The sequence below is a fragment of the Acidovorax sp. GW823-FHT01C06 genome (assembly GCF_058798375.1).
In genome coordinates, this window is sequence record NZ_JBXAKN010000006.1 from 266,885 (window position 1) to 282,887 (window position 16,003).

Sequence of the window (16,003 nt, forward strand, 5' to 3'; positions counted from 1 at the left end):
CGCCCACCATGGCCCCGCCCGCGCCCTCCCAACCCACCACCATCGCGGACTACATCGCGGCCGCCCCCAAGGCGGGCCAGCCGCTGCTGCATGCGCTGTACGCCATCCTGAAGCGCGCCGCGCCGCAGGCCGAGGAAGCCATCAAGTGGAACACGCCGTTCTTCATCGAGCCGCGCTTCGTGTACGCCTTTTCGGCGCACAAGGCGCATGCGAGCTTTGCGCCGCCCGCTGCGGCGCTCGCGCATTTCGGGCAGGCGCTGCAGGCCGTCAGGACGACCAAGGGCACCATCGTGCTGCCCTACGACCAGCCGCTGCCGGCAGAGCTGATCGAACAGATCGCGCGGTACAGCGTGCAGCGCGTGCGCGCGCGCACCACGGGCAGCTTCTGGGAGTGAGCACGCCGCGTAGCGGCCGTGCGGCGCGGGGTGCATGCATGCCGTAAGCTTGCGCCATGCAACAAAGAAACCTTGGACCTTTCTCCGTCTCGGCCATCGGCCTGGGCTGCATGAACCTTTCGCACGCCTACGGCGCGCCCGTGTCGGCCGAGCAGGGCGAGCGCGTGCTGCTGGCCGCGCTCGATGCGGGCGTGACGCTGTTCGACACCGCCACGCTGTACGGCTTCGGCGCCAACGAAACGCTGGTGGGCCGCGTGATGAAAAGCCACCGCAGCCGCTTCACCCTGGCCAGCAAATGCGGCATGCAGGGCGTGGACGTGAACGGCGACGGCAAGCTGGTGCGCGTGATCGATGGCCGCCCCGCCACGCTGCGCCAGACCTGCGAGGACAGCCTGCGCCGCCTGCAGACCGACGTGATCGACCTGTACTACCTGCACCGCTGGGACAAGAAGGTGCCCATCGAGGACAGCGTGGGCGCATTGGCCGACCTGGTGCGCGCGGGCAAGATCCGCAGCATCGGCCTGTCCGAAGTGTCGGCCGCCACCCTGCGCCGCGCGCACGCGGTGCACCCCGTCGCGGCGGTGCAGACCGAGTATTCGCTGTGGACACGCAACCCCGAGATCGCCGTGCTCGACGCCTGCCGCGACCTGGGCGCGGCCTTCGTGGCCTTCAGCCCCGTGGCGCGGGGCTTTCTGTGCGGCGAACTCAGGGACGTCTCCGCCCTCGACCCCAAGGACATCCGCCGCGCCATGCCCCGCTTCGCCCCCGATGCCTACGCCGCCAACCTGCAGCTGCTGGACGGCTACCAGGCCATCGCGCGCGAAGTGGGCTGCACGCCGGCGCAGCTGGCGCTGGCCTGGCTGCTGCACCAGGGCGGGCACATCATTCCCATCCCCGGGACGACCAGCGTGGAGCACCTGCGGGACGATGTGGGCGCGGCCGGTGTGCGGCTCGATGCCACGGTGCTCGCGCGGCTGGATGCACTGATCAACGAGCGCACCGTGGTGGGCCCGCGCTACAGCGCGCAGAGCGCGAGCGAGGTGGACACCGAGACGTTCGAAAGCCACGCGGTGTAAGTCGTCCTGCGGCCCCGGACTGCCTGGCGGGCGCCACGGACGACGCCCGGCCGCCCTGGGCCGCCCAGCCGCACCTGAAAAAATGTCTCTGCGCTCCATCCTCTCGACATTCGGCCGCAAGCCTGCACCGGCGCGGCCGGACACGCCATCCGTGCACGCCACTTCCCGGTGCAAGCTGTACGGCCATCCCGAGTTCCAGATCCGGGTGTCGAACAGCGCGGTGCCGGTGGAGGACATCTCCTTCCTGCTGCAGTTCTTCGAGCAACGGGTCGCCCGGGGCGAGAAGTTCCGCGGTGGCGAGAGCCTGCAGGTCGGCTGGATGTTCACGATGCTGGAAGAGGGGCCCGCAGGATTCCTGCGGGTGCTGGAGCCCGACATGCAGGTGGTGCCCGTGAGGTTCGTCGATTCGGTCGACAACACGCTCATGCAGCTGCGCAACCAGAAAGACGTTGTGGAGAGCCTCTCCCCGTCCATCGCGCCGGACTTTCCGTCGCTTCGCCAAAGCGCCGTCGTGCACGTGAACTACCAGGAAGCCCGTCGAATCCTGCTGACCCGAAACGACCCCGTCAACGCGGCGGATTCCGGCTGGTGGCTCTCGGACCTGGACGACGAGGCACGCCTTGAGGATCCGGCACGCTTCATGAAGACCTCCCTGTACCAGCTGGGCGTGCACCGCCCGGACCTGATCCAGTTCCTTGCGGTGCCGGCGGGATTGCAGGTGGCCGTGGACGGCGCGCGCATCAGCGTGCTCGGACCCGTGCAGGAGGTGCAGCAGATTCCGGGCTCGTACCTGAGCGAATTGAACAAGGCGCGGCAGAGCGCCGTCTCGGCCGGTCGGTCCTCGGCAGGCTAAGCCAGGCACAGGCACGAGGGCTCTCGCCCATCTCACCAGGCGGGCTGCGGCATTCCGCGGTCACAAACACCTCGCAGACCTCCGCTCGCGCCCACGTTCAAAGGCTGCGCTTTCTGAAAGGAAAAAGCCCTGGAGCATCACTGCTCCAGGGCTTGTTCGTTCGGCACGCTGGCGGGATCTGGTGACCTTGCCGTCCCCCGGCCTGTCCGCCGAGGGATCGGGCGCCCCAGGGGCTCAACGGCCGCGCAGGGTGCCCTTGTCGTCGGCGATCACGATCTCCACGCGGCGGTTCATGGCGCGGCCTTCCGGCGATGCGTTGTCGGCCACGGGGTGTGCCTTGCCGTAGCCGCGCGCGGTGATGCGGCTGCTGTCCACGCCGCGCTGCACCAGCGCGTCGCGCACGGACTGGGCGCGGCGGTCCGACAGGTCCTGGTTGTAGCCGTCGGAGCCCACGCTGTCGGTGTAGCCCTCGATGAGCAGCTTGCGGTCCGGGAACTGCTTGAGGAAGCTGGCCAGCTTGTCCAGGCGGGGGCCGGCCTGGGCCGACAGCTCCGCCTTGTTGAAGGCAAACAGCACGTCCCCCAGCGTCACGAGCAGCCCGCGCTCGGTCTGCTGGGCTTCCATGTCGCGCAGCTGGGCTTCCAGTGCGCGCACGCGGTCCTGTGCGGCGCTGGCCTGGGCCATCGCGACGCTGGCATTGGCCTGCTGCTGGGCGGCGCGCTGCTCGGCGTTCAGGGCCTGGGCCTGGGCCTGCTGGGCGCGCAGGCGGGCCTGGTCGGCCTCCTGGGTGCGGGCCTGCAGGAGGATGCGGTCGGCGTCGCCGCTGGCTTGCTGGATGCTGGCGTCCAGCTGGCGCGAGCGTGCCGCGTTCGTGGCGATCTCGGCGCGCTGGCGTGCGATGTAGGCCAGGTGGTTGGTTTCCGATTCGTCGTGGTCGTCGGCCCATTCGCGGTCGGCGCGGGCCAGAGCGTCGGTCGCTTCCTTCAGTTCCACGGGGGCGTACTGGTTCACGATGGGGTCGCCGGCGACGGCGCTCACGGCGGAGCGGGCCTGCTCCAGCGCCGGGAACGGCGCGGTGCTGGCACAGGCCGCGAGCAGCCCCACGGCGATGAGGCTGGTGCACAGGGCAGTGGTACGTTGGATCAATCGGTGCATGGTGTGGTGTCCTTCAAAGGTCAAGAGCGGCCCGCGGTGCGGGCGGCGTGGTCAGGAGCGCTCGGCCCTCAGCGGGGGGACCGGCGGTTGATTTCTTCCTGCAGCGCGCGGATGCTGTCCTGGACCTGGGCAAGGTTGGTCGCATTGCGTGCCGCGTCGGCACGGGTCTCGGCCACGCGGGCGTCGACCTCGGCCTCGGCCGCCAGGCGCCGGGCGTTCTTGTAGTCCTGCTGGGCCATGGCCTTCTCGGCGAGGATGAGTTTTTCCTGCGCACGCTGCAGGTCCACGGGGGCGCTGGTGGCCGTCGCCGGCGCCGCCGCCACGCGGTTCACCGTGGTGCGGGTGACGGCCATCTGTTCAGTGGGCGGGGGCGTGGACGAGCACGCTGCCAGGGCGCCCAGCGCGAGGGCTGCGGCCGTGAGACGGAGAGGGGTGGATGGGTGCATGGTGTGGAGACCTCCTGAGCGGGTGGATTGTTGGTGGGCAGGCCCCGGCGCGTTGCGCGCCTCACTGGGCGGGGTGCGCGGCGCCAGGCAATGCATGCCAGCTTTTTGATGAATGCATTGTTCGCCGCGCGGCCCGCCGCCCGCGTAGGCACTGCCTCTGTATTCCTGTGGGCCATGTCTTACGAACGCTTGCAATTTGCCTGGGGCGTGGCCGGGCCTGTGCCGGGCGTCGTCCATCGCCTCACCCGTCCCTCGCTCAGTTGCTGGCGGCCTTGCCGTGCAAGGGTGCGGGAACTCTGCGCGGCGATGGCTGTCGATCAATCAGTCCACCGCGCGCCACCGCCATCGGCCATCGGCGGCCGCACCCGCGCCCACGCAGGCCTGCAAGCAGCCACGCGCCGCAGCCCGGCTCGCGTGCCGCGCCCGCCGCCCCACCAAGGAGAAACAACCATGCCGCCATCGACCTTCTCAACCTGGATCCGCGAGACGACCTTCGTGGGCGTTCCGCTGTGGAGCCTGATGGTGGCGCTGGCCGCCGCCGCCACGACCTATGTGGGCATCCTGCTGGTGCTGCATCTGCTCACGGGCCGTGCCAGGGTGTGGGCCACGCAGTCCGGCAGCGCGGCGGCGCACACCGTGGTGGAGGTGCTGGAGGGCACGAGCCGCCTGCTCATGGTGGTCGTGGCCCTGCTGGTGGGCGCGAGCCTGCTGGAGCTGCCGGGCCGCTGGGAAAGCCGGCTCAGCCAGCTGTGGTTTGTCGCCCTTGCGCTGCAGATGGGCCTGTGGGGCATGCGGGCCATCGGCATGGGCGTGCGGCGGTATGTGGAACGCCATTCGTCCACGGGCATGACCCAGGTCAGCGCCTCCGCCACGCTGTTGTCCTGGGGGCTGCGCACGCTGCTGTGGAGCGTGGTGCTGCTGGCCATCCTGTCCAACGTGGGCGTGAACATCACGGCCTTCATCGCCAGCCTGGGGGTGGGGGGCATCGCCGTGGCGCTGGCGGTGCAGAACATCCTGGGCGACCTGTTCGCCTCGCTCGCGATCGCGGTGGACAAGCCCTTCGAGGTGGGCGATTTCATCGTGGTCGGCAGCGTCTCGGGCACGGTGCAGGTGATCGGGCTGAAGACCACGCGCATCCGCAGCCTGCAGGGCGAGCAGATCGTGATGTCCAACACCGACCTGCTCAAGCAGACCATCAGCAACTACCGCATGCTGGAGAAGCGGCGCATCGTGTTCGGCTTCGGTGTGTCGTACAACACCACGCCCGAGCAGGCCGAGGCGATCCCGGGCGTGGTGCGCAAGCTCATCGACGCCCATCCGGAGCTGTGCTTCGACCGCGCGCACTTCAAGGCGTTTGGCGCGAGTTCGCTGGACTACGAGGTGGTCTACATCGTCCAGGACCCGGCGTTCAACCTCTACATGGACCTGCAGCAGTCCATCAACCTGGGTCTCATGCGCGAGTTCAAGGCCATGGGGGTGGAGTTTGCCTTTCCCACCAGCACGGTGCACATCGCCAGCGCGCCTGCGCAGTCCCAGGGCCCGGCGCCGCTGGCTGGTGCTGCGGCGGCCGCCGCCGCGTCCGTGGCCGCGCGTTGAGGCGGCGGCCTGCCGCGCACCGCGGGGCGGGCGGGGGGCAAAAAAAAGCCGGCAGCCTTTGCAGGCGGCCGGCTTGAACAGGGTAGTTGCTTCTAATGCTTCTTCATTCTCAAGGGTAACGCTTACTTGGAAACAACGCGCACCATTTCCAGGCACTTGTTCGAGTAGCCCCATTCGTTGTCGTACCAGCTCACGACCTTCACGAAGGTGCCGTCCAGCGCGATGCCGGCGTCGGCGTCGAAGATGGACGTGCGGGTGTCGCCACGGAAGTCGGTGGCCACCACCTTGTCCTCGGTGTAGCCCAGCACGCCCTTGAGCGCGCCTTCGGACTGGGCCTTCATCTCGGCCTTGATTTCCTCATAGGTGGCAGCCTTGTCCAGCTCCACCGTCAGGTCGACCACCGACACGTCGCTGGTGGGCACGCGGAAGGACATGCCGGTCAGCTTCTTGTTCAGCGCCGGGATCACCACGCCCACGGCCTTGGCGGCGCCGGTGCTCGAGGGGATGATGTTTTCCAGGATGCCGCGGCCGCCGCGCCAGTCCTTGTTGGACGGGCCGTCCACGGTCTTTTGCGTGGCGGTGGCGGCGTGCACCGTGGTCATCAGGCCGCGCTTGATGCCCCACTTGTCGTTCAGCACCTTGGCCACGGGGGCCAGGCAGTTGGTGGTGCACGAGGCGTTGGACACGATGGCCTGGCCGGCGTAGGTGTCGTGGTTCACGCCGAACACGAACATGGGCGTGTCGTCCTTGGACGGGGCCGACAGGATGACCTTCCTGGCTCCGGCATCGATGTGCTTTTGCGCGGTGACCTTGTCCAGGAACAGGCCGGTGGATTCGATCACCACGTCGGCGCCGACTTCGTTCCACTTCAGGTTGGCGGGGTCGCGCTCTTGCGTCAGGCGGATCTTCTTGCCATTGACGACCAGGGTGTTGCCGTCCACCGAGACTTCGCCCTTGAAGCGACCGTGCACCGAGTCGTACTGCAGCATGTACGCGAGGTACTCCGGCTCCAGCAGGTCGTTGATGCCCACGACTTCGATGTCGCTGAAGTTCTGGATGGCCGAGCGCAGCACGTTGCGGCCGATGCGGCCAAAGCCGTTGATACCAATCTTGATCGTCATAGGGTGTCTCTCCAAGGTTGCAAAGTCGAAATCAGGAATCTGCCGGGGCGCGCCCGCTGCAGCAGTGGGCACGCAGCGGGCGGGGAGGAGTCTCAGCGGGCCTTGGCCTTCTTGGCGGGCTTGAGCCGTGCGGCGCCAATGGCGACCAGCACCGCGTCGGCCACGTTCTCTTCGGTGAAGCCGAAGTGCTTGAACAGCACGGGCGCCGGGGCCGATTCGCCGTAGGTGTCGATGCCCACCACGGCGGCGCAGCCGTACTTCCACCAGCCGTCGGTCACGCCCATTTCCACGGCCACGCGGGGCACGCCGGCGGGCAGCACGCTGCCCTTGTACTTGGCGTCTTCGCGGTCGAACGTGGTCGTGCTGGGCATGGAGACCACGCGCACAGCGATCTTCTTGTCGGCCAGCAGGCGCTGGGCCTTGAGCGCCAGCTGCACTTCGGAGCCGGTGGCGATGATCACGGCCACGGCCTTCTTCTTGATGCCGACATCCGCGGGTTCGGAGAGCACGTAGGCGCCGCGCGAGATGTCGCCCAGGTCGCGCTTGGGCGCGTAGGGCAGGTTCTGGCGCGACAGCAGCAGCGCGGTGGGCTTGTCCTTGTTGGACAGGGCCACGCTCCAGGCCACGGCGGTTTCGGCCGTGTCACCGGGGCGCCACACATCCAGGTTGGGGATCAAACGCAGGCTGGCGGCGTGCTCGATGGACTGGTGGGTGGGGCCGTCTTCGCCCAGGCCGATGGAGTCGTGCGTGAACACGTGGATCACGCGCTGCTTCATCAGCGCGGCCATGCGGATGGCGTTGCGGCTGTAGTCGCTGAACGTGAGGAAGGTGCCGCCGTACGGGATGAAGCCGCCGTGCAGCGCGATGCCGTTCATGATCGCGGCCATGCCGAACTCGCGCACGCCGTAGTTGATGTGGCGCCCGCCGATCTTCTGGCCGTTTTCCAGCGTGGTCTGTACCACGTGGCCCTGCATGTCAAAACGCAGGTTGGGGGTGCTCTTGGTGTTGGTGAGGTTGGAGCCCGTCAGGTCGGCGCTGCCACCCAGCAGTTCGGGCAGCGCGGCGGTGAAGGCTTCCAGCGCCAGCTGGCTGGCCTTGCGGCTGGCCACGGTCTCGCCCTTGGTGTGGGCCGCCACCACGGCGTCCACGGCCACTTGCGCGAAGTTGGCGGGCAGGTTGCCCTCCATGCGGCGCGTGAGTTCGGCGGCCAGCTCGGGGAAGGCGGCGCTGTAGGCGGCAAAGCGCTCGTTCCACGCGGCCTCTGCAGCCTGGCCGTTGGCCTTGGCATCCCAGCCGGCGTACACGTCGTCCGGGACCACGAAGGGCTCGCTGGTCCAGCCCAGGGCTTCGCGCGTGAGCTTGATTTCTTCCGCGCCCAGCGGCTCGCCGTGGGCCTTGGCGGTGTTGGCGCGGTTCGGGCTGCCCTTGCCGATGTGCGTCTTGCACACGATGAGGGTGGGGCGCTCGGTCTGCTTCTTGGCTTCCACGATGGCGGCGGCCACCTTGTCGGCGTCGTGGCCGTCGATGGGGCCGATCACGTTCCAGCCGCTGGCCACGAAGCGCAGGGGGGTGTTGTCGGCGAACCAGGGGGCGACCTGGCCGTCGATGCTGATGCCGTTGTCGTCATACAGCGCGATCAGCTTGTTGAGCTTCCAGGCGCCAGCCAGCGACACGGCCTCGTGGCTGATGCCTTCCATCAGGCAGCCGTCGCCCAGGAACACGTAGGTGTTGTGGTCCACCACCGCGTGGCCTTCGCGGTTGAACTCGGAGGCCAGCAGCTTTTCGGCCAGCGCGAAGCCCACGGCATTGGTGATGCCCTGGCCCAGCGGGCCGGTGGTGGTTTCCACGCCAGCGGTGTAGCCCACTTCGGGGTGTCCTGGCGTCTTGCTGTGCAGCTGGCGGAAGTTCTTGAGTTCGCCAATGGGCAGGTCGTAGCCGGTGAGGTGCAGCAGCGCGTACAGCAGCATCGAGCCGTGGCCGTTGGAGAGCACGAAGCGGTCGCGGTCGAACCACTGGGGATTCGTGGGGTTGTGCTTGAGGTGGCGGCTCCACAGCGCCACGGCCATGTCGGCCATGCCCATCGGGGCGCCGGGGTGGCCGGAGTTGGCTTGTTGAACGGCGTCCATGGCCAATGCGCGGATCGCATTTGCCATCTGTTGGGATTGCTGGGTGTTGGCCATGGGGGAGGGTTCAGGGTGGGAGGTTCAGGGGAAACCCGGCATTTTACCGGGGCGGCCTGGAGCCCGGAGCGCGGTCCCCCGCGCTGGCGGCTTTTGCCCCGGCGGAAGCCGCACGGCCCGCGGCACATCTGTGCTCCGTGATCGGCCGTCGCACCGCGGCCTGCCGGACCTTCAATTTTGAATAAAACAGGTCACCAGCGCTTGTCTATAAAGCGCTGGCAGCTATCAAATCAGGAGCTTCTTTGGGCTCAGTCGGGCGCCAGCAGGCCCAGCCGCCGGGCCATGCGCACGGCCTGCACGCGGTTGCTGACCTCCAGGCTGCGGAAGATGGCACCCGTGTGCGCCTTCACGGTCGCCTCGCTCATGCCGAGCTGGCGCGCGATCACCTTGTTGGCATGCCCGTTCGCCAGGCCGTGCAACACCTCGACCTGCCGGGGGGTCAGGGCGGCACAGGCGGACGCTCGGGCCGCCGTGCCCAGGAGCATGGGCGGCAGGTAGATGCCGCCGGCCAGCACCAGATGCAGGGCGTTGAGCATCACGGCGGCGCGTTCGCGCTTGGAGATGAACCCCATGGCGCCCGCGTCCAGCACGTCGCGGACCACGGCGGGGTCTTCGCGGGCGGAGAGCACCACCACCGGCACGCCGGGCGCCAGCGCCAGCAGGCGTTCCAGGCCGCCGCCACCCGGCGCGCTGGCGTCGCGGCCCGGCATGTCCAGGTCCACCAGGGCGAGGGCGGCATCGGGATGCTCCACCACCAGCGACGCCGCGCTGGCGTAGTCGTTCGCCTCCAGCACCTGGGCCTGAGGGTCCAGTGCCGACAGCAGGTGCTGCAGTCCTTCGCGGAACAGCGTGTGGTCGTCGGCAAGGATGATCTTCATGGTGGCGACACTATGGGGGGTGTCGGTGCCCGCGAAACGGCGGCCCACGATCGCGCGCAGGCGTGATCCGGTAATAGTTGGCACAAGCGGCTTCGGGTGGCCGGGCCGGGGTTGCGGGGCAGGGGCTGTCATGGGCCGCGCAGGCTACCCGAGCGCCCGGCGCATCGCCCTACCCCGGCGGGATAGTCCGTGGCGCCGCGCGCGCGACCACCGCCTGGGCGCTGGACCGCCGGGACCGGCCGGGGTGGCGCCAGCCCGGCCGCGATGCGGGCCCGAAAGCCCGGCGCCGCCCGCCCCCGTGATGCACTACAGTGCGGGCCATGCAAGGACTGCACCTCACCGCCGATCTCCATGGCTGCCGCTGCGCCCCCGTGTGGCTGCTCGATGCCGCCGCCCTGGGCCAGGCCTGCGGCGACGCCGTGCGCGCCGCCGGGCTGCAGCCCGTGGGCCAGCTGTTCCACGGATTTCCCGCCACCGCCCACGGACCTGGCGGGGTGACCGCCACCGTGCTGCTGGCCGAGTCGCACCTGTGCGTGCACACCTGGCCCGAACAGCAGGCCGTCACGCTCGACGTCTATGTGTGCAACTTCGGTGCGGACCATTCGGGCAAGGCACGCGCGCTCCTGGAGGCGCTCGTGGCCCTGTTCGCACCCACGGCCGTGCAGCGCCACGCGCTGCAGCGGGGCGCCCTGCAGGAGGCCGTGGCGTGAGCGCAGGTGCCGCGGCGCCGGCCGCCGCCACCGGGGGGCAGGTCCCCGCCATGCTGCTGGCCGCAGGCCGTGGCGAGCGCATGCGCCCGCTGACCGACACCATCCCCAAACCCCTGCTGCAGGTGCAGGGCCAGCCGCTGCTGCAGTGGCACCTGGCGGCGCTGCAGGAAGCGGGTGTGGAGCAGGTGGTGATCAACACCGCATGGCTGGGTGGACAGATCAGCCACCACTTTTCCGATGTTTTTGGCCTCCAGCGCCGGGTGGACAAGCGCAAGCAGCTATCCATTTCATACTCGCACGAAGGCGTGGACTTTGGTGGCGCACTGGAAACCGCCGGCGGCATCGCCCGCGCCCTGCCCCGGTTGGGCCCCGTGTTCTGGCTGGCGGCGGGCGATGTGTTTGCGCCCGACTTCGTGTTCGGCAGCGCCGCCGTGTCGGCCTTCGAGGCCAGCGGCCACCTGGCCCACCTGTGGCTGGTGCCCAATCCGGCGCACAACCTGCGCGGCGACTTCGGGCTGTCGGCGGACGGGCTGGCACTGAACCTGCCCGCCGACGACCCCGCGCCGCGCTACACCTACAGCACCATCGCCCTGCTGCGCGCCGGGCTGTTCGCGGCGCCCTGGTGCGACATTCCGGCCGGCAACCCGGACGGCATCAAAGCCCCGCTGGCGCCGCTGCTTCGCCGCGCGATGGACAATGGCCGGGTCAGCGCACAGCTCTACACCGGACGCTGGACCGATGTGGGGACCCCCGAGCGCCTGACTGAACTCAATTCTCTCTCTGCTGCCCGTCCATGAACACCACCGTGCCTGCCTCCATCTACGCCCAACGCCGCGCGCGGCTTGCTGCCCAGCTGGGCGCGGGGGGCATCGCCATCATCCCCACGGCGCCGGAGCGCCCGCGCAACCGGGACACCGACTTCCTGTTCCGCCACGACAGCTACTTCTACTACCTGACCGGCTTCATCGAGCCGGGGGCATGCCTTGTGGTCGCGCAGGACGGGTGCAGCACCCTGTTCTGCCAGCCCAAGGACCTGGAGCGCGAGATCTGGGACGGCTACCGGCTGGGCCCCGCTGCGGCGCCCGGGGCGCTGGGCGTGCAAGCCGCCCATTCCATCGCCGAGCTGGACGCCAAGCTGCCCCGCCTGCTGGAGAACCGCCACCGCGTGTGGTACCCGTTTGCCATCCACAGCGGCCTGGCGGCGCGGGTGGAAGGGTGGCTGAACGCGGTGCGCGCGCGCGTGCGCTACGGCGCGCTGTGCCCGGCGGAGCAGAACGATGTGTGCACGCTGCTCGACGAGATGCGGCTCATCAAGGACGCGCACGAGCAGGACATCATGCGCCGCGCCAGCGACATCAGCGCCAGGGCGCACATCCGCGCCATGCAGCGCTCGGCCCGCATGCTGCGCGCCGGCCAGGACGTGCGCGAGTACCACCTGGATGCCGAGCTGCTGCACGCGTTTCGCGACGAGGGCTCGCAGTACCCGGCCTACAGCTCCATCGTGGCGGCCGGGGCCAACGCCTGCGTGCTGCACTACCGCGCGGACGCCGCCCCGGTGCGCGACGGCGAGCTGGTGCTCATCGACGCCGGCTGCGAGCTTGACGGCTACGCCAGCGACATCACCCGCACCTTCCCGGCCAACGGCCGCTTCACCGGGCCGCAGCGCGCGCTGTACGACCTGGTGCTGGCCAGCCAGGACGCGGCGGTGGCGGCCACCAAGGCCGGCGCGCGCTTCAACGACCCGCACGACGCCACCGTGGCCGTGCTGGCGCAGGGCATGCTGGACCTGGGCCTGCTCGACAGGAACAAGGTGGGCACCGCGCAGGACGTGATCGACACGCGCGCCTACTTCCAGTTCTACATGCACCGCACGGGCCACTGGCTGGGCATGGACGTGCATGACTGCGGCAGCTACGTGGAACCCGATGAGGTCGGGGCGGTGAGCGAGCGCAAGGACCCGCTGTCGGGCGAGACCATCACCAACCGCCCCAGCCGCGTGCTGCGCCCGGGCATGGTGCTCACCATCGAGCCCGGCATCTACGTGCGGCCGGCCGACGGGGTGCCCGAGCAGTTCCACCACATCGGCATCCGCATCGAGGACGACGCCATCGTCACCGAGACGGGCTGCGAGCTGATCACGCGCGGCGTGCCGGTGAAGGCCGACGAGATCGAAGCGCTGATGCGCGGCTGAGGCCGAGGGATGGCCAGGGTCCATGATGGCTTCTGATACCGCCGTGCCCGCGCACCTTGCCACGCGCTCCCCCCGCGCGCAGAAGTGGCGCCTGGGTGCCGCGCTGTGGCTGCTGGGCCTGCCGGGCGTCGTGGCCGTGGTGTGGGCGCTGGTCCCGCCCCTGGCCGCCCACCAGGCCTTGCTGCCGCTGCCGCTGTGGGCCATGGTGCTGCTCAGCGGCCTGCAGACCGCGGTCCTGCTGGCCCTGTGCGTGGCACTGGGTGTGGCGCTGGCGCCCCGCGTGGGGCTGGCGGCGCCGGCCGTGTCGGCCTGGCTGCAGGGCCAGCCGGTGGCCGGGCCCTTCCGGCGCCAGTGGGCGCCGGGGCTTGTGGGCGGGCTCGCGGGCGCACTGTGGCTGTGGGGCCTCTCGCTGGTGGCGCCGCAGGCGCTCAGGCCCTCCGACCCGGCCGGTGCCGCATCCCTGGGGGTCAAGCTGCTCTATGGCGGGATTTCCGAGGAACTGCTGGTGCGCTGGGGCGTGATGAGCCTGCTGCTGTGGCTGGGCTGGCGCTTCGTGCAGCGCGGCCAGGGCACGCCGGGCCGTGGCATCGTGGCGGCCGCCGTGGTGGCCAGCGCCCTGCTGTTTGCGCTGGGGCATCTGCCGGCCGCGCAGGCCATGGCCGGGGTGCTCACCCCCTCCGTGGTGGCGTTCGTGCTGGTGGGCAACACCGCCTTCGGGCTGGTGGCGGGATGGCTCTATGCCCGGCATGGGCTGGAGGCCGCCATCCTGGCCCATGTGCTGGCGCACGCCCTGTCGCATCCCTTCGTCTGACCGCTGCGTGCGGCCGTGCGGGGGCGCGCGTCAGCGAAGCTCGGCGCACACCTCCCGGACCAGCCCGCGCAGCCACTGGTGCGCGGGATCGGCTTGCAGCCGGGGGTGCCACAGCAGCGACACCGTGATCTGCGGCACCGGGACGGGCAGTGCAAAGCTGGACATGCCGGCGCGCAGGTTGCCGGTGTGGTGTTCGGGAACCGTGGCAACCAGGTCGGAGCCGCGCGCCAGTGCCAGCGCGGTGGAAAAGCCCCCCACCACGGTGGCGATCTGCCGCGCCAGGCCCAGGGGCGCGAGGGCATCGTCCACGGGCCCCCGGTCCCGCCCCTTCCGCGACACGAGCACATGCCTGCCGGCCGCATAGCGGGCCGGCGTGATCTCGCCCGCGCACAGCGGGTGCCCCGCGCGCACGACCCCCACGAAGCGGTCGCGGAACAGGGCCTGCGCCCGCACCTCGGGGCCCATGGCGTCGCTCACCACGCCGGTCTCCAGGTCGACGGTTCCATCGCGCAGCGGGGCGCTGTGCCTGTCGGTCTTCTGCACGAAGCGCAGCCGCACCCCGGGGGCGGCCTCGCCCACGCGGGCGAGGAGGCCGGGGCCAAAGTTCTCCGCAAAGCCGTCGCTGCAGCGCAGCGTGAAAGACCGGGCCCATTGGGCGGGGTCGGACGCCGATGCGGGGCGCAGGACGGCCTCGGTGTCCTGCACGAGCTGGCTGACCTTGTCGCGCAGCTCCAGTGCGCGTGGCGTCGGCACCAGTCCGCGCCCGGCCCTGACGAGCAGCGGGTCGCCGGTGGTGTCGCGCAGCCGGGCGAGCGCCCGGCTCATCGCGGAAGGACTCAGGTGCAGGCGCTCGGCGGCCCGCGCCACGTTGCCCTCCGCAAGTAGCACATCCAGGGTGACCAGCAGGTTGAGATCAGGCCGCGGCATGGCGGGACCATAGCACGCCGGTCCGTGGCATGGCGTCTTGTGCATGTATGGAATGCAAATGCTGCGCCTTCCGCCGGGCCACGTGCTTGGCTACGCTGGAGTGGCTGGTTTTCCAGGGGCGCAGACCGGGCACCCGCGAACCATCGCCTCCCGAGGAGACCCCCGCCATGACACCCCCCACCCGCACCGGCATTCCCCCGCAAGCGACTTTTTCCCTGCCGCCCCAGCCTGCCGCGGGCGGGCCGCAGGCCACCGGCCCCTCGGACAGCCGGTGGGCGCTGGCGAGCCTTGCGCTGTCCATGCTGCTGTCCTCGCTGGGCACCAGCATCGTCAACGTCGGCTTGCCCACGCTGGCGCAGGCGCTGGACGTGCCCTTTCAGGAAGTGCAATGGGTGGTGCTGGCCTACCTGCTGGCCATCACCACGGCCGTGGTCGGCGTGGGCCGGCTGGGCGACGTGGTGGGCCGCCGGCGGTTGCTGCTGGCGGGGCTGGCCCTGTTCACGGGGGCCTCGGCCCTGTGCGCCGCGGCCCCCACGCTGGGGCTCCTGGTCGCCGCCCGGGCGCTGCAGGGGCTGGGCGCGGCCGCGATGATGGCGCTCACGATGGCCTTCGTGGGCGAGACCGTCTCCAAGGACCGGGCGGGCAGCGCCATGGGCCTGCTGGGCACCATGTCCGCCGTGGGCACGGCCCTGGGGCCGACGCTGGGCGGTGTGCTGATCGCCCAGGCCGGCTGGCCGATGATCTTTCTCATCAACCTGCCGCTGGGCGCCCTGGGCCTGCTGCTGGTGCGCCGCCACCTGCCGGCGGACCGCCAGGCCGCAGGGGAGAGGCCCGGGTTCGACCCCCTGGGCACGGTGCTGCTGGCCCTCGCGCTGGCGGCCTACGCGCTGGCCATGACGATGGGGCGGGGCGGCTGGGGCCTGCTGAACGGGGCGCTGCTGTGCCTTGCGGTGCTGGGGGCATGCCTGTTCGTGTGGGCCCAGGCGCGCGTGGCCGCGCCCCTGGTCCGGCTGTCGGTGTTGCGCCTCCCCGGCTTGGGCGCGGGCCTGGCCACCACCACTCTCGTGACCACGGTGGTGATGGCGACGCTGGTGGTGGGGCCGTTCTATCTGTCGGGGGCGCTGGGGCTCGGTGCCGCGCAGGTCGGGCTCGCCATGTCGTGTGGCCCGCTGGTGTCCGCGCTGGTGGGCCTTCCCGCGGGCAGGGCCGTGGACAGGCTGGGCGCGCATTCCATGGGGCTGGCCGGGCTCGCCGCCATGCTGGCCGGGTGCGCCGGCCTGGCGCTGGCGCCGCTCGCATGGGGCGTGCCGGGCTATGTCGTCCCGCTGGCGGTCTTGACGGCGGGCTATGCCCTGTTCCAGGCGGCCAACAACACCGCGGTCATGGCCCACGCAGAACCGGGCGCGCGGGGTGTCGTGGCGGGGTTGCTCAACCTGTCGCGCAACCTGGGGCTCATCACGGGAGCTTCCGCCATGGGGGCCGTGTTCGCGATGGGCGCGGCGCTGGCGCATGCCGTGGGGGCTTCAGGGATGCCCATGGTGGCGGGCATGCGGGCCACGTTCACGGCCGCCGCGCTGCTGATGGTGGGGGCCATGGCCCTCATGCTGGGCAGCCGTGCGCGCAGGCGCCAAGGATGCCCTTCGGGCATCGGCTGAGGGCGGCTG

Annotated in this window: 15 protein-coding genes; 9 read left to right on the forward strand and 6 right to left on the reverse strand. The window is 70.3% G+C overall.

The window, feature by feature from the left end; genetic code table 11:
- The first annotated feature begins 8 nt into the window (after positions 1-8).
- The 3 genes from AC1RCS_RS15020 (at position 9) to AC1RCS_RS15030 (ending at position 2,324) form a co-directional block, all read left to right on the forward strand.
- On the forward strand, positions 9-395 hold the full coding sequence (locus tag AC1RCS_RS15020) for an iron chaperone (RefSeq protein ID WP_369643652.1): 387 nt from the start codon (positions 9-11) through the stop codon (positions 393-395).
- Between the two features lie 56 nt (positions 396-451).
- The gene (locus AC1RCS_RS15025) at positions 452-1,471 is read left to right on the forward strand and encodes an aldo/keto reductase (RefSeq protein WP_492245251.1); all 1,020 of its coding nucleotides are present in this window, start codon (positions 452-454) and stop codon (positions 1,469-1,471) included.
- 82 nt (positions 1,472-1,553) lie between these two features.
- Positions 1,554-2,324 (forward strand): immunity protein Imm33 domain-containing protein, encoded by a 771-nt coding sequence (locus AC1RCS_RS15030; protein ID WP_218297897.1) that lies wholly within the window; start codon positions 1,554-1,556, stop codon positions 2,322-2,324.
- Positions 2,325-2,558: 234 nt separating this feature from the next.
- Here AC1RCS_RS15030 and AC1RCS_RS15035 read toward each other — a convergent pair whose 3' ends face one another.
- Together AC1RCS_RS15035 and AC1RCS_RS15040 are read right to left on the reverse strand one after the other, a co-directional pair.
- Entirely contained in the window at positions 2,559-3,479 is a 921-nt protein-coding gene (locus AC1RCS_RS15035; RefSeq protein ID WP_492245252.1) for an OmpA family protein, read from the reverse strand.
- Positions 3,480-3,547: 68 nt separating this feature from the next.
- Positions 3,548-3,925, reverse strand: coding sequence for a DUF4398 domain-containing protein (locus AC1RCS_RS15040; RefSeq protein WP_218341771.1), 378 nt, complete (start codon positions 3,923-3,925; stop codon positions 3,548-3,550).
- A gap of 450 nt (positions 3,926-4,375) precedes the next feature.
- On the opposite strand from AC1RCS_RS15040, the gene AC1RCS_RS15045 reads away from it, so the two are divergent.
- On the forward strand, positions 4,376-5,521 hold the full coding sequence (locus AC1RCS_RS15045) for a mechanosensitive ion channel family protein (RefSeq protein WP_492245253.1): 1,146 nt from the start codon (positions 4,376-4,378) through the stop codon (positions 5,519-5,521).
- A gap of 122 nt (positions 5,522-5,643) precedes the next feature.
- On the opposite strand, the gene gap is transcribed toward AC1RCS_RS15045, so the two are convergent.
- The 3 genes from gap to AC1RCS_RS15060 form a co-directional block, all read right to left on the reverse strand.
- Entirely contained in the window at positions 5,644-6,642 is a 999-nt protein-coding gene (gene gap, locus AC1RCS_RS15050; RefSeq protein ID WP_218297892.1) for a type I glyceraldehyde-3-phosphate dehydrogenase, read from the reverse strand.
- Between the two features lie 92 nt (positions 6,643-6,734).
- Positions 6,735-8,822 (reverse strand): transketolase, encoded by a 2,088-nt coding sequence (tkt, locus tag AC1RCS_RS15055; protein WP_369643647.1) that lies wholly within the window; start codon positions 8,820-8,822, stop codon positions 6,735-6,737.
- A gap of 248 nt (positions 8,823-9,070) precedes the next feature.
- The gene (locus tag AC1RCS_RS15060; RefSeq protein ID WP_218297890.1) at positions 9,071-9,700 is read right to left on the reverse strand and encodes a response regulator transcription factor; all 630 of its coding nucleotides are present in this window, start codon (positions 9,698-9,700) and stop codon (positions 9,071-9,073) included.
- Between the two features lie 320 nt (positions 9,701-10,020).
- Between AC1RCS_RS15060 and AC1RCS_RS15065 the strand changes: the two genes are divergently transcribed.
- From AC1RCS_RS15065 to AC1RCS_RS15080, 4 genes are read left to right on the forward strand one after another with little or no spacing between them, the layout of a single operon-like run.
- Positions 10,021-10,410, forward strand: a complete 390-nt coding sequence (locus tag AC1RCS_RS15065) for an S-adenosylmethionine decarboxylase family protein (protein WP_218297889.1) — start codon at positions 10,021-10,023, stop codon at positions 10,408-10,410.
- A gap of 50 nt (positions 10,411-10,460) precedes the next feature.
- Positions 10,461-11,207: a nucleotidyltransferase family protein gene (locus tag AC1RCS_RS15070; protein WP_492245278.1), complete on the forward strand. Its 747-nt coding sequence runs from the start codon at positions 10,461-10,463 to the stop codon at positions 11,205-11,207.
- Entirely contained in the window at positions 11,204-12,601 is a 1,398-nt protein-coding gene (locus AC1RCS_RS15075) for an aminopeptidase P N-terminal domain-containing protein (RefSeq protein ID WP_218297888.1), read from the forward strand. The genes AC1RCS_RS15070 and AC1RCS_RS15075 overlap by 4 nt, the downstream gene beginning before the upstream one ends.
- Positions 12,602-12,623: 22 nt before the next feature.
- Complete coding sequence (locus tag AC1RCS_RS15080; protein ID WP_255594946.1) at positions 12,624-13,412, forward strand: CPBP family glutamic-type intramembrane protease; 789 nt, start codon at positions 12,624-12,626, stop codon at positions 13,410-13,412.
- 30 nt (positions 13,413-13,442) lie between these two features.
- On the opposite strand, the gene AC1RCS_RS15085 is transcribed toward AC1RCS_RS15080, so the two are convergent.
- Entirely contained in the window at positions 13,443-14,339 is an 897-nt protein-coding gene (locus tag AC1RCS_RS15085; protein ID WP_492245254.1) for a LysR family transcriptional regulator, read from the reverse strand.
- A gap of 167 nt (positions 14,340-14,506) precedes the next feature.
- On the opposite strand from AC1RCS_RS15085, the gene AC1RCS_RS15090 reads away from it, so the two are divergent.
- Positions 14,507-15,994 carry an MFS transporter gene (locus tag AC1RCS_RS15090; RefSeq protein WP_492245255.1) on the forward strand — a complete coding sequence of 496 codons (1,488 nt, stop codon included), beginning with the start codon at positions 14,507-14,509 and terminating at the stop codon, positions 15,992-15,994.
- Positions 15,995-16,003 lie beyond the last annotated feature (9 nt).